Below are 12,972 nucleotides of genomic sequence, written 5' to 3'. Positions count from 1 at the left end.
AATCTTTTAAAATATAAAAGGCTTGGAGGAATTATGTGCATAAATAAAATTAGTAGTATTTCACCTGTATTAAAAACAAACAATCGAAATGTCAATCAAGAATTTTTTGAAAAGGTCTTGGGAATGAAAACCCTGTTGGAAGATGGGGCCTTATTATCCCTTGGAGACCAATCGAAGACAGACCGTCTCTATTTAGAGGAATCCCCTAGTATGAGAACACGCAAGGTAGAGGGGCCAAAACGCCTCGCCTGCTTAAAGATTCATGTGACCAATCCTCAAGAAATTGAGTGGCTTCTGGCTCGTGGTCATCAAGTTGATCGCCTCTTCAAAGGAAAAAATGGTTATGCCTTCGAGGCCCTTTCGCCAGAAGGAGATCGTATCTTACTCCATGCGGAAGAGCAAGTGGACAGTTTAGTTGAAATCGGGGAAGTTCCAGATTTTCAAGCGAATGAAGAGTTTACAACCTTGACGGAGTTTTTCGTAGAAAAGATGGTGCTTCGTGTGCCTAATGTAGAGATTTCTACAGCTTTTTATCAACAACTACCTGGCTTAGAAGATTATTTAGAGTTAGATGCATCAGATGGTCCAGACCTCACACTTTCAAATGGGCAGACTTGGGACCTTTGTCAGGTCAAGGTCATTCTAGAGCCATTTGTAGCAAGTGAAGTAGCCTCTTGCTTTGGAGATCAGGTGACTTTTGTACCAAAAAGGCAACAATTTGTCTTGGTTGAAGATCCAAGCAAGATTGAATGGTGGTTTGAAGCCTAAGCAAGTCTTTGGCTAATTGAAATGAGTGAAGAAAAATGGAAAAAATCATCCAAAAAATTCAAGAGCAAATAGGAGCAGGCATCTACCCAGGTGCCTCTTTTGCGCTTTATCAGAAGGGAAGCTGGAAGGAGTATTACTTGGGACTGGCTGATCCAGCCAAGCAAGAGCCAGTTATTGCTAGCTTGACCTATGATTTGGCCAGTGTGAGTAAGGTCGTCGGAGTTGGAACAGTTCTTGCTTTTCTGGTCCAACAAGGGCAAATTGATATCGATCGTCCCTTAGCTTCTTACTATTCGGATATGGAGCAAACAGAGGTGACCATCCGTCAGCTCTTGACCCATACTTCTGGGCTGGATCCTTTCATCCCTGGACGAGATGACTTGGATGCTAAAGGATTAAAAGAAGCCTTGCACCGTTTGAAGCTCAAGGACAATCGCCAGTTCCACTATACAGATGTCAATTTTCTTTTGTTGGGCTTTCTTCTGGAGAAGTGGTTTGGTCAGGATTTAGACCAGATTTTTCAGGAGCAAGTTTTTACACCTTGGCAAATGAAGGAGACTACTTTTGGCCCGGTTTCTCAAGCGGTGCCAACCCTTCGTGGAGTACAAGGTGGCGTCGTCCATGATCCGAAAGCGCGTGTGCTGGGGGTCCATGCCGGAAGTGCAGGTTTGTTTTCAACCATTAAAGATATGGAAATTTTCCTGGAGCATTACTTACAGGATCCTTTTGCAGAGATTTTATCGCAGAACTATGCCCTAGAAGAAGGGAAGACGCGCTCTCTGTCCTGGAACCTGGAAGGAGACTGGTTGGACCATACAGGCTATACGGGGACCTTCCTTCTCTATAATCGCAAGCTCCAATTGGCAGCTATTTTCCTATCCAATCGGACCTATGAAAAAGATGAGCGGGCCCAATGGATCCTGGATCGGAATCAACTCATGGAGCTCATCAAAAGAGAAATGGAAGGGATCAGTAAAAATCCTTCCTAAGACGGAGAAAGAAGCGTGGTTTAGCCATCGCTTTTTTTCTTTTTTTATATTAAAATGGAAGGAGAGAAGATTGTATCAAGCAATCTAGAGCATAAAAGAATGAAGATAAATGAGAGACGTATGACTAGATCGATAGGTGTCGGACAAGCACATAGCAAGATTATTTTAATAGGAGAGCATGCGGTTGTTTATGGCTATCCAGCCATTGCCTTGCCCCTCCTTCACATTCAGGTCACTTGTCAGATTGTACCTGCGGAGCGTCCGTGGGTCCTTTTTGAGAATGATAGCTTATCTATGGCCGTTTATGCTTCTTTAGAGCATTTAGGGATTGAGGAGGCGGCTATCGCTTGCCGGATTGACTCCATGATTCCGTCCCAGCGGGGGATGGGGTCCTCGGCTGCTGTCAGTATTGCGGCAATTCGAGCAGTTTTTGATTACTTCAAGCGAGATTTGAGTCAAGAAACCTTGGAAATCTTAGTTAATCGAGCAGAAATGATTGCCCATATGAATCCAAGTGGGCTGGATGCCAAGACCTGCCTCAGTGATCAGCCGATTAAGTTCATTCGAAATGTCGGCTTTAGTGAATTAGAGGTTGATTTGGGTGCCAAGCTGGTCATTGCAGATACAGGTATCCATGGCCATACCAAAGAAGCCATTCAGAAGGTCAAGGAGTTGGGAACAGCAGCCCTCGCTAGTTTCCATGAAATCGGCCTCCTCACCGAGCAGGCAGAAAAAGCTCTTGCTCAAAAAGATGCTCTCAGCTTGGGACGTATCTTGACAGACTGCCATCATCATTTGCAGGCAGTGGGAGTGAGTTGTCCAGAAGCGGATCAATTGGTGGAACTAGCCTTAGCGAGTGGAGCCTTGGGAGCCAAGATGAGCGGTGGCGGGCTCGGTGGCTGTATCATTGCCCTTGCTGCAGACCAGGAACAAGCAGAGATGATCGCAAAAGAACTAAGAAATAAAGGAGTGGAGGAGTTATGGATCGAAAGCCTGTAAGCGTGAAATCGTATGCCAATATCGCCATTATTAAGTATTGGGGCAAGGAAAACAGTGAAGCAATGGTGCCATCAACTAGTTCCATTTCCTTGACCTTGGAAAATATGTATACGGAGACTCGACTTAGTCCTTTGGGGCCTGAGGCCAAGGCCCATGCTTTCTATATTGATGGGGTCTTCCAAAATGAAGCGGAGCAGGCCAAGATAGGAGCAGTCATCGACCGCTTTAAACCAGAAGGGGAGACTGGCTTTGTGCGGGTTGATACCAGCAACAACATGCCGACAGCTGCAGGGCTTTCTTCTAGTTCCAGTGGTTTATCTGCCTTGGTAAAAGCTTGCAATCGCTATTACCAACTGGGGATGACGCAGGCAGAACAAGCTCAAGCGGCTAAGTTTGCCTCCGGTTCGTCCTCTCGTTCTTTCTTTGGCCCCTTAGCTGCTTGGGACAAGGATACTGGGGAAATCTACCAAGTGGAAACGGACCTCAAACTGGCTATGATTATGCTGGTGTTAAACGACCAACAAAAAATTCTTTCTAGTCGGGAAGGGATGAAACGGTGCACGGAAACCTCTACCAATTTCCAAGAATGGATCCGCCAGTCAGCACGGGATTACCGGGATATGCTGGGTTACCTGAAGGACAATGACTTTGAAAAAGTAGGGGAATTGACCGAACGGAATGCTCTTCTCATGCATTCTACAACCAAAACTGCAAGTCCAGCCTTCTCCTATTTGACGGATAAGAGCTATGAGGCCATGGAGTTCGTGCGTTCTCTTCGTGAAGAAGGGAAACGTTGCTACTTCACCATGGATGCAGGTCCGAATGTGAAGGTTCTCTGTCTAGAAGAGGATCTGGACCAATTGGTTCCACTTTTTGAACAAGACTACCGTATCATTGTCTCCAAGACCAAGGATTTATCCCATGAAGATTAAGAAAGAAGTTCGTGCAGGTGGGAAGCTGTATGTCGCTGGGGAATATTCTATCTTAACTCCTGGACAAACAGCCATCATTCAGTTTATCCCTATTTACATGCAGGCAGAAACCCAACCAGCATCTACTTATCGGATTCAGTCGGACATGTTTCCCTTTGCGGTTGATTTGACTCCGAATACGGACTATGCATTGATCCAAGAAACCGTGCATCTGATGAACGCCTACCTCCAGTCACAAGGAGTAGCGATTTCTCCCTTTGATTTACGTATTGGGGGGAAATTTGAGCGAGAGGGTAAGAAATTCGGAATTGGCTCTAGTGGCAGTGTGGTCTTGTTGACCCTCAAAGCCATGGCAGCTCTTTATGATTTCCCCCTGCCTGCAGACTTGCTCTTTCGTTTGGCCTGTTTGGTCTTGATTCAGCGTGGTGACAATGGGTCAATGGGAGACCTAGCTTGTATTGCCTATGAAGGCTTGGTTAGCTACCGCTCTTTTGACAGACGGGCGTTGGCTGAGCAATTACAAGATCAGGATCTGGACCAGGTCTTAGCCCTGGATTGGGGATATGAAATTGAGCCTCTTTCCCCTCAGTTGTCCTATACTTTTTTAGTGGGTTGGACCCAAGAACCTGCTATTTCAAGGGACTTGATTAACCGCGTTCGTTCGGCTATTGGCCCAGTCTTTTTAAAGGGTACTGAGCAGGCTGTACAAGACCTCTTAGTGGCTTTTCAAGAAGCAGATAGGGACTTAGCCTGGTCCTCTATCGGTCGGGCTAGTGACTTACTTCTATCTCTTAATGAGGTAATTTATACCAAAAAACTAGCCCAATTAAAGAGGGCAGAAGAGGGGTTAAAAGTCATTGCAAAATCCAGTGGCGCTGGAGGAGGAGATTGTGGAATCGCCCTCGCATTTGAGGAGGCTGCTGCCCAAGAAATCGTCAGACGCTGGCAAGAAGCAGGGATTGATTTATTATATTCAGAAAGGATGGGAGAGTATGACGACCAACCGAAAGGATGAACATATTCGCTTGGCCTTGGAACAAACTCCGGGTTACAATAGCTTTGATGAGGTTGAGTTGATTCATTCCTCTTTACCAACTATCGATTTAGATGAGGTGGACTTGACGACTCATTTTGCGGGTCGTGATTGGGACTACCCTTTTTATATCAATGCCATGACAGGTGGCAGTGCCAAGGGGGGAGAAATCAATCGGAAGTTGGCCCAGGTGGCAGAAGCCTGTGGTATTCTCTTTGTGACAGGTTCTTATAGTGCAGCTTTGAGGGATCCTCAGGATAGCTCCTATCGAGTCAAGGGCCTTCATCCGGACCTACTCTTTGCGACCAATATCGGGATTGACAAACCGCTTGAATTGGGCTTACAGACGATTGAGGAGACCCAGCCTCTTTTTCTCCAACTCCATGTCAACCTCATGCAGGAGCTTCTCATGCCCGAAGGGGAACGAAGTTTTAGAAATTGGCAAGAGCATTTAGCAGATTATGCAAAGCAACTACCAGTGCCCTTGGTGCTAAAAGAGGTCGGTTTTGGTATGGATGCCGGAACTATCCAAAGAGCCATGGAACTAGGTGTCAGGACAGTTGATATTTCTGGTAGAGGCGGGACCAGTTTTGCCTATATCGAAAACCGTCGGGGAGGCAATCGTTCCTATCTCAATGACTGGGGACAAACAACGGTTCAAGCCCTACTTGGGGCTCAACCACTGATAGATCAGGTCGAGGTTCTCGCCTCTGGTGGCGTTCGTCATCCCTTGGATATGATCAAGGCGCTTGTTTTAGGAGCCAAGGGGGTCGGTCTTTCTCGGACCATCTTAGAACTGGTAGAGACAAAGCCGATTGACGAGGTCATCGCCCAAGTCAATGATTGGAAAGAGGATTTACGCCTGATCATGTGTGCTCTTTCTTGTCAGACAATTGCCGATTTGAGAAAGGTTCCCTATATTCTTTATGGCCGTGTAAAAGAAGGATATGAACAAATCCCCTCTATCCATTATTAACTTGAAAATAAAGTAATTTTAGAAACTTTCCTTAGGTGAGTACGGACGTCAGCGAACTTCTACGAAGTTCCATGACTTAGTTTTGAGCCTAAGGTCTCAAAACTCCCGAGTGCCTGAAACACAGTTGTTTCAGGCACTTTTCTCACGGCGTAAAGTTTTTCATCTTCTTAAATGACTAAAAAATGAAAGTCATTTTTTGAAAATCATCCAGCTGTTTTGTAAAATAATAATAGTTTGTCTGCATTCAAAAATCCCTCCGTGTAAACGGAGGGATTTTTTAGTTATTTTGACGAATTTCCTCTAAAACAGCTTGGGCCTTTTCCAGGTTAAAGGGTTTGTCTTCTAGCAATGCTTGTACCAACGGAGCCACCTCTGACGGACTAGCTCCAGCAAGTAGGGCGAGTGACTTAGCCTGGAGTTTCATATGCCCATGTTGAATACCGGTGCTGACCAAGGCCTTAAGCGCTGCAAAGTTTTGAGCTAGGCCAACGGATACAATAATCCGTGCAAGAGTCTGGGCGTCGGGATTTCCAAGTAGTTCATGAGCCACTTGAACACTTGGATTGAGTCCGATGGAGCCTCCCTTGGTAGCGATAGGCATGGGAAGGGTCAGCTGACCTTCTAGGACTTGCTGTTCTGGATGATCCATCCAGTTAGATAGTCCTTGAGCTTGTCCTGTTCGACTAGCATAGGTATGGCCACCTGCTTCAATCGCCCGCCAGTCATTCCCAGTTGCTAAGACGACAGCATCGATGCCATTGAAAATTCCCTTGTTGTGAGTCGCTGCTCGATAAGGATCAACAGCCGCTAATTGACTGGCCAGAGCTATTTTCTGAGCGATTTCGGCAGCTTCCTTGGGATCACGACTGAGAAAGCGGTAGTCTATGTTACACCTTGCAGTGACGAGGGCATCTGTTGCTAGGTTGGACAAAATAGCCATTAAGCCTTGGCCCCCGGTTAAGTCTTCTAAAGGGTCGACCAGAGCTTCTAGCATAGTATTGAGCATATTGGCCCCCATGGCTTCTTTTGGATCAACGGATAGGTAGCAAATGAGAAAGTCACCTTTCACCTCTGTCCAGAGGTCTCGTGCCCCACCTCCCCGTTTAACGATGGAAGGATAGGCTTGATTGGCCAGTTGGAGCAGTTCTTCTTTAGCTTCTGTAATCGCCTGACGGGCCTTTTCTTTATTGCTGACATCATAGAGAGCCACTTGCCCAATCATTTGACGCTTGTGCACCTGGGTCTGAAACCCACCTGAACGCTTGATCAACCCTGCAGCATAAGAAGCAGCAGCAATGACAGAGGGTTCTTCCGTCACCATTGGGACCTGAACTTCCTGACCATCTATCTGGAAGCCAGGAGCTATACCAAATGGTAAGGCTAAGGTGCCGAGGACATTTTCGACCATTTCATTGGCAAGAGAAAGGGGCAATGTGTCATTGTCCCTTACTGTTTGTAGTCCTTCTTCTGAAAGGAGTCCGGCCTGAGCCAATTTTTCGATACGTTCTGCTGGACTTGCTTTTGAAAAACCAGTTAATTTAACCATGGTGTTCTACCTTTACATAGGTTCGTTGGTGTTCGTTGATTTCTGATAAGGCATAGGTTTGATTTTGGTAACCTTGGAAGGTTTGATTGCCTTCAGCATCTAATTGTGCGTCTTCGAAGAAGATTTTCTCATATTCGGCAATCGTAAGAGCTTTTCGCTGATCCAATTCTGCTAAACGGTTTGGATGGAGCATTTTCTCAAATCCTTCGACCAAGTGAGCACTAAAAATCTCCGCTACCGCACCACTTCCATATCCATAGAGGGCGATCCGGTCGCCAGCAACCAGTTGAGGTTGGTTTTCTAGGAGAGAAAGCAAACCTAGGAAGAGGGAACCCGTATAGATATTCCCAACCTTTTGGCTGTAGAGAATGGACTGTTCAAAATTGTATTGCAATTGGGCTTGTTTCTCAGGAGAAAGACTCTTATCAAGAATCTTTTTTAAGCCCTTAAGAGCAAGCTTGGGATAAGGTAGGTGGAAGCAGACCGCATCAAAATCATTCAATGTCAGACCAGTCCGTTTTTGATACTCTGTCCAAGTTGTTTTCAAGCAATCCAAGTACTGTTGAGTTGAATAGATCCCATTGACAAAGGGTGTGCTTGAGTAGTTGGGACGCCAGAAATCCATGACATCACGGGTCTGAGCTACATTATCATCGTTGAATGCTAGAATACGGGGGTTCTGCGTCACCAGCATAGCGACAGATCCAGCTCCTTGAGTCGGCTCGCCAGGGGTGTCGATCCCATATTTTGCAATATCGCTGGCAATAACTAAGACCTTGCTCTGTGGGGATTTTTCAACATGAAGTTTAGCATAGTCCAAAGCGGCCGTTGCAGCATAGCAAGCTTCCTTCATTTCAAAGCTACGGGCAAAGGGTTGGATTCCTAGAAGACCGTGAACGAAAACAGCAGCAGCCTTACTCTGGTCAATTCCTGATTCGGTTGCCAGGATGACCATATCGATTTCTTCTTTTTCTTCTTCGGTTAAAATACTATGGCTGGCACTTGCTCCAAGTGTGACGATATCCTCTGTAATAGGGGCAATACTCAGTTCTTTCAATAGGAGCCCTTTACTGAGTTTTTCTGGATCTGTATTTCGAGCAGCCGCTAGCTCACTTAAGCGCAAGACATACTGGCTGGTCGCAAATCCAATCTTATCAATACCGATTGTCATAAATAACCTCTTTTAATTTGATATCTACTAGTATATTTCGTTACTATTTTACCATATTTGAGAGCAAAACTCCCTTGAAAAAGCCAGATCCGTATGGAAATCATTCTTAGGACCGAGGTGGTCAAGGGGATTGTTTGAAAAAAAGAGGACGAAAAACAAAAAAGGCTGGGACAAAAGTCCTAGCCTCTCAATTGTCTTTGGATTGTCGAGAAAGACGCAGTGGTTGAGTGGGCTCTACTACGCTGATTTCATCAGCTTTTACAGCCCTACTCAACTGTGCGGAGGTGGGACGACGAAATCGAATTCTAACGAATGACCGATTTCTGTCCCACTCTCTTCAACTCTTATCCTTGCTTATCTTTTTTAGGATTGCTCATGATTCGTATGAAGAGTTCTTTGCATTTGTCTCTTAGAACTTTTTCGTAGAAGACGATTAAAGCGATGTACACAATCAGAAAGTTCAAGGTCAGATAGAACAAGTCGAATGAATTACGGGCATAGTAAGTCGCTGATTGATAGGAGGGGAGGGCTCCTAGAATCACCCAAGGAAGATACTTGACATACTTGTGTACCATCATGCAACACCTCGAATCCTTTAAAGAATTTGTTTTTCCACTATTATTGTACTCCTTTTAAGCGATAAAGCAAGCGATTACATAGATAAAAATTAGAAAACCAATGCTAGTTGGCATTGGTCATTTTTCTTTTTTGATGGCGTTGGTAAGAATGGTAGAGTTTCAAGACGACAGACCCGCTAGCCATCCCGATGGAGATGACCAAGGCCAGAATAACAACCAAGGTTACGCTGGTCACTGCTTGTTGATATTGGCCACTGACAAAGAAGGAAGTGGTCCGATAGGAAATGTATCCAGGAACTAAAGGGGCAAGAATAGCTAGCATAAAGACAACGACAGGCGTCTTATAGATAATGCTTAAAATTTGACTGATACAAGAACCAACGATTGCTGCAATAAAAGTCGCAATGATAACATTGGTAGGTCCTCTCAAGATATAGTAGAGCAACCAAATAGCCATCCCTAGAACTCCTCCAGGGATGAGCATGGAACGTTGCACATTGAGGACGATTAAAAAGGTAATGATGGCAATCAAACTAGCCACCGCTTGGATTAAAAATTCGATTAGATTCATGATTCTATTTCATAAGGACAAGAGCGACGGTCGTCCCGGCACCAAGGGCAAGGGTAATGAGTAGGGTCTCAAAGAGTTTACTCATCCCAGAGTTGAGGTGGTTATTCATCAGATCCCTGACGGCATTGGTCATGGCAATACCAGGAACAAAGGGCATAACACAGCCAGCAATGATAAGATCGGTATTGGAAGGAAAACCACTATATTGAGACCAAATATGGGCCAAAAAGCCAAAGACAAAGGCTGCCGCAAAAGCAGTAGCAAAAGGGATGCGAACGTATTTTTCAACTACTAGAGAGAAAGCAAAGGCAAAGACGGTCGCAATACCAGCTCCAATCGCATCATAAAAGTTCCCGCCAAACATGATGGAGAAAAAAGGGGCACTAAGAGTTGCCGCGATGGTTAACTGCAGATTGGTATAAGGGACTGCCTTTTGTTTTAATTGGATCAAAGCTTGATAGGCTTCTTCGAGATTGATATACCCAGAGACTAATTGGCGAGAAATCTGGTTGACATCACAGACCTTCTCGATATTGTAATTGGTTCGCAGGATCCGTTTCATCCGCGTGATATTGGCATTTTCGATTGAAAAGAAAATAGCGACTGGCATCGCTAAGGCATTGCAATCATCGATTCCTTGAGAATGAGCAATCCGGATCATGGTATCCTCCACCCGATGGATTTCAGAACCGCTCTCTAAAAGGAGGGTTCCTGCCAACATGAGGACGTCAATCACGCGGTCCATATCTTTAGACGCTTCCATTGTTCTTCCTGTTCTGTTAATAGATTGTCTCCATTATATCAAAATTTCACTGATTTGTACTAGTGTTACCACGGATTTAGTCAAGACAGGACAAGAAAAAACCAGCCGTTTCCGACTGGTTTGAAAAATCTATTTGAATCTTAGCTCAATGCATCATCCATAGAAAGAACTTCGTGGAAGACACGTTGTGTCAATTCAGTTTTTTGTTCTGGAGTGAGGTATTTGGTGTTTACACAGTATCCAGAGATACGTACGATAACATCTTCACCGCTCATAATCTTTTCGTAAACGTCTGACAAGTCCATAACATTCAAGTTAACGTGTTGTCCACCGTTTTCGAAGTATCCATCAAGGATAGTTACCAAGTTATCTACTTGTTCATCACGAGTTTTACCAAGAGCACGAGGAGAAACTTGAGTAGTGAGTGAGATACCGTCAGCTGCGTAGCCAAAATCAAGGCTAGCAAGTGAGTTCAAGTTTTGCAACCATCCACCTTTCGCTTTGTTAGATGGGTTAGCACCTGGTGAGAAGAATTCCAATTTGCTTGTGTTTACAGAACCATCTTCGTTGAGGTATACCCCTTTGTGGACTGGTGAGTTACCAGTTTGTTTAGAGTAAGCAACGTTAGAAGTGATGGTAAGAAGTGACACAGTTGCTTCAGCGTTCTTGTAAAGTTTGTGGCTGCGAAGACGAGTAGTGTAAGCTTCGATCAACCATTCTGCCAATTCGTTAGAACGTGGGTCATCTTCACCCCAACGTGGGTATTCACCGATTGTTTCGTAATCGTAGATGTAGCCATCTTCGTCACGGAGTGGTTTAACAGTAGCGTATTTGATTGCTGATAAGGTATCAACAGTGTTAGCGAAACCACAGATACCGAATCCCATGTTTGCGCGTTGGTGAGTTGGCAAGAAGGCCATTTGAACTGCTTCGTAGTTGTACTTATCAGTCATGTAGTGGATGATGTTCAAAGCATCTACGTAAGTGTCAGTCAACCAGTCAAGTGATTTTTCGAAGTTTGCTTTAACAGATTCGAATTCAAGAACTTCGTCACGGATAGGATCGATGTCAAATACTTTGTAGTCTTTATGAACGTCGTCGTAACCACCGTTCAAACCAGTAAGAAGAGCTTTAAGCACGTTTACACGAGCACCGAAGTACTGGATGTTGTGGCGTTGTTCTTCGTTTTCTGGGTCAAGTGGAGATACACAACATGAGATACAGCTCATTTCACCGTATCCGTCTTTAGCCATTGTTGTAACACCTTCGTATTGGATAGAAGAGTGTTTATGGCTCATGTGCATACAGTAGCGACGGAAGCTGTATGGCAATTTGTCAGTCCAAAGAACTGTCAAGTTTGGTTCTGGAGAGTTACCGATGTTGTCCAAAGTGTTCAAGAAACGGTAGTCCATCTTAGTAACACGGTGACGCCCGTCGTTACCCATACCAGCCATAGAAGTTGTGATGAAGGTCGGGTCACCTGAGTACAATTGGTCGTAAGCTTTTGTACGAGCAAATTTAACAGTACGCAATTTCATAACGAAATCGTCAACGAATTCTTGAAGTTCAGACTCAGTGTAAGTGCCACGAGCCAAGTCACGTTCAGCGTAGATATCCAAAACGATTGGCACACGTCCAAGAGAAGTAGCAGCACCGTTGATCACACGGCAGACAGCCATGAAGGCGATGTTTGTCCATTGGATTGCTTCTTTTGTATCGAAGGCAGGACGACGTACGTCTACACCATAAAGGTCACCCAATTTAACAACTTCTTGAAGTGCTTGGTATTGAAGGTTTACTTCTTCACGAAGACGGATTGATTCTTCATCGATTTCAGTGATTGCATTCCAGTCGTTTGCTTTTTCAGCCATCAAGTAGTCAGCTCCGTAAAGGGCCAAACGAGCATAAACCCCGATGATACGTCCACGTGAGTAAGCATCTGGAAGACCAGTTACTGTGTGAGCGTGACGTGCACGACGGATGTTTGTAGTATAAGCACGGAAGATACCATCGTTAACTGTTGTTACATATTTAGTGAAGATTTCATGCACAGCTGGATCTGGCTCAAATCCATTTTCTTTCAAAGTAGTTTCCGCCATACGGATACCACCACGAGGCATGAAGTTCAATTTGAACAACTCATCGTTTTGGATACCGAAGATGACTTCGTTTTCTTTGTCAATGTATCCAGCTGCGATATCAGCGATAGAAGTTGGACGAGTATCGTATGGGAAACGAGTTTCTTCGTAGTGTGATTTTGTTTCTTCAACAATCTTCTTGATGTGAAGAGAACGTTCAGTTGGTCCAGCTAGGAAGCTTTCGTCTCCATCATATGGAGTGTAGTTAGCTTGTACAAAGCGTGAGATGCTGGCTCTTTCTTTCCAGTCTTCCCCTTGGAAGCCTTCCCAGGCTTTGTCAAAAATGTCTTGTGCTTCAACAACTGTTTTAACAACCATGTTTAAATCCTCTTATATCTTTCTAGCAACAAATCTGTTGCACTTACAATAGTAGTATACCACATAGAAATCGGTTTCACAAAGGGGATAGCAAAAAGATTTTGGATTCTTTTATAATACAGAAAGGTATAGATGAATAAACTGTATTATATTTTTGCCTTGGGAAAGGTGGAAATTAGTGGGAAAAAAT

General features: G+C 44.6%; 12 protein-coding genes. 6 read left to right on the top strand and 6 right to left on the bottom strand.

Annotated features, from left to right (window positions below):
* Positions 1-33: 33 nt before the first annotated feature.
* The 6 genes from EL081_RS08840 to fni all read left to right on the top strand — a co-directional run bounded on the left by EL081_RS08840 (position 34) and on the right by fni (position 5,697).
* Positions 34-768: a CppA N-terminal domain-containing protein gene (locus EL081_RS08840; protein WP_126404865.1), complete on the top strand. Its 735-nt coding sequence runs from the start codon at positions 34-36 to the stop codon at positions 766-768.
* A gap of 35 nt (positions 769-803) precedes the next feature.
* Complete coding sequence (locus EL081_RS08835) at positions 804-1,757, top strand: serine hydrolase domain-containing protein (protein WP_126404864.1); 954 nt, start codon at positions 804-806, stop codon at positions 1,755-1,757.
* A 120-nt stretch (positions 1,758-1,877) separates the two neighbouring features.
* The gene (mvk, locus tag EL081_RS08830; RefSeq protein ID WP_126404863.1) at positions 1,878-2,756 is read left to right on the top strand and encodes a mevalonate kinase; all 879 of its coding nucleotides are present in this window, start codon (positions 1,878-1,880) and stop codon (positions 2,754-2,756) included.
* Positions 2,738-3,688 (top strand): diphosphomevalonate decarboxylase, encoded by a 951-nt coding sequence (mvaD, locus tag EL081_RS08825; protein WP_126404862.1) that lies wholly within the window; start codon positions 2,738-2,740, stop codon positions 3,686-3,688. The genes mvk and mvaD overlap by 19 nt, the downstream gene beginning before the upstream one ends.
* Positions 3,678-4,703: a phosphomevalonate kinase gene (locus EL081_RS08820; RefSeq protein WP_126404861.1), complete on the top strand. Its 1,026-nt coding sequence runs from the start codon at positions 3,678-3,680 to the stop codon at positions 4,701-4,703. The genes mvaD and EL081_RS08820 overlap by 11 nt, the downstream gene beginning before the upstream one ends.
* Positions 4,681-5,697, top strand: coding sequence for a type 2 isopentenyl-diphosphate Delta-isomerase (gene fni / locus EL081_RS08815; RefSeq protein ID WP_126404860.1), 1,017 nt, complete (start codon positions 4,681-4,683; stop codon positions 5,695-5,697). Before EL081_RS08820 ends, fni begins: the two co-directional genes overlap by 23 nt.
* Before the next feature lie 277 nt (positions 5,698-5,974).
* Here the strand turns inward: fni and EL081_RS08810 are convergent, their stop codons facing one another.
* The 6 genes from EL081_RS08810 to pflB all read right to left on the bottom strand — a co-directional run bounded on the left by EL081_RS08810 (position 5,975) and on the right by pflB (position 12,782).
* Positions 5,975-7,243, bottom strand: a complete 1,269-nt coding sequence (locus EL081_RS08810; protein WP_126404859.1) for a hydroxymethylglutaryl-CoA reductase, degradative — start codon at positions 7,241-7,243, stop codon at positions 5,975-5,977.
* The gene (locus EL081_RS08805; protein ID WP_126404858.1) at positions 7,236-8,414 is read right to left on the bottom strand and encodes a hydroxymethylglutaryl-CoA synthase; all 1,179 of its coding nucleotides are present in this window, start codon (positions 8,412-8,414) and stop codon (positions 7,236-7,238) included. The genes EL081_RS08810 and EL081_RS08805 overlap by 8 nt, the downstream gene beginning before the upstream one ends.
* Before the next feature lie 344 nt (positions 8,415-8,758).
* A complete protein-coding gene (locus EL081_RS08795; protein WP_126405074.1) occupies positions 8,759-8,989 on the bottom strand; it encodes a hypothetical protein in 231 nt (76 codons plus the stop codon).
* Between the two features lie 106 nt (positions 8,990-9,095).
* Complete coding sequence (locus EL081_RS08790; RefSeq protein ID WP_126404857.1) at positions 9,096-9,563, bottom strand: threonine/serine exporter family protein; 468 nt, start codon at positions 9,561-9,563, stop codon at positions 9,096-9,098.
* Positions 9,564-9,567: 4 nt separating this feature from the next.
* Positions 9,568-10,326, bottom strand: coding sequence for a threonine/serine exporter family protein (locus tag EL081_RS08785; RefSeq protein ID WP_126404856.1), 759 nt, complete (start codon positions 10,324-10,326; stop codon positions 9,568-9,570).
* 140 nt (positions 10,327-10,466) lie between these two features.
* Positions 10,467-12,782: a formate C-acetyltransferase gene (gene pflB, locus EL081_RS08780; RefSeq protein WP_126404855.1), complete on the bottom strand. Its 2,316-nt coding sequence runs from the start codon at positions 12,780-12,782 to the stop codon at positions 10,467-10,469.
* Positions 12,783-12,972 lie beyond the last annotated feature (190 nt).

This window comes from Streptococcus viridans, assembly GCF_900636365.1.
Lineage (GTDB): Bacteria > Bacillota > Bacilli > Lactobacillales > Streptococcaceae > Streptococcus > Streptococcus viridans_A.
This window is presented reverse-complemented; position numbering and strand designations above follow the sequence as displayed.

Excerpts from the sequence above, each read along its gene's own strand:
- EL081_RS08840 (WP_126404865.1), top strand. The coding sequence starts at position 34 with ATGTGCATAAATAAAATTAGTAGTATTTCACCTGTATTAAAAACAAAC.
- EL081_RS08835 (WP_126404864.1), top strand. The coding sequence starts at position 804 with ATGGAAAAAATCATCCAAAAAATTCAAGAGCAAATAGGAGCAGGCATC.
- mvk (WP_126404863.1), top strand. The coding sequence starts at position 1,878 with ATGACTAGATCGATAGGTGTCGGACAAGCACATAGCAAGATTATTTTA.
- mvaD (WP_126404862.1), top strand. The coding sequence starts at position 2,738 with ATGGATCGAAAGCCTGTAAGCGTGAAATCGTATGCCAATATCGCCATT.
- EL081_RS08820 (WP_126404861.1), top strand. The coding sequence starts at position 3,678 with ATGAAGATTAAGAAAGAAGTTCGTGCAGGTGGGAAGCTGTATGTCGCT.
- fni (WP_126404860.1), top strand. The coding sequence starts at position 4,681 with ATGACGACCAACCGAAAGGATGAACATATTCGCTTGGCCTTGGAACAA.
- EL081_RS08810 (WP_126404859.1), bottom strand. The coding sequence starts at position 7,243 with ATGGTTAAATTAACTGGTTTTTCAAAAGCAAGTCCAGCAGAACGTATC.
- EL081_RS08805 (WP_126404858.1), bottom strand. The coding sequence starts at position 8,414 with ATGACAATCGGTATTGATAAGATTGGATTTGCGACCAGCCAGTATGTC.
- EL081_RS08795 (WP_126405074.1), bottom strand. The coding sequence starts at position 8,989 with ATGGTACACAAGTATGTCAAGTATCTTCCTTGGGTGATTCTAGGAGCC.
- EL081_RS08790 (WP_126404857.1), bottom strand. The coding sequence starts at position 9,563 with ATGAATCTAATCGAATTTTTAATCCAAGCGGTGGCTAGTTTGATTGCC.
- EL081_RS08785 (WP_126404856.1), bottom strand. The coding sequence starts at position 10,326 with ATGGAAGCGTCTAAAGATATGGACCGCGTGATTGACGTCCTCATGTTG.
- pflB (WP_126404855.1), bottom strand. The coding sequence starts at position 12,782 with ATGGTTGTTAAAACAGTTGTTGAAGCACAAGACATTTTTGACAAAGCC.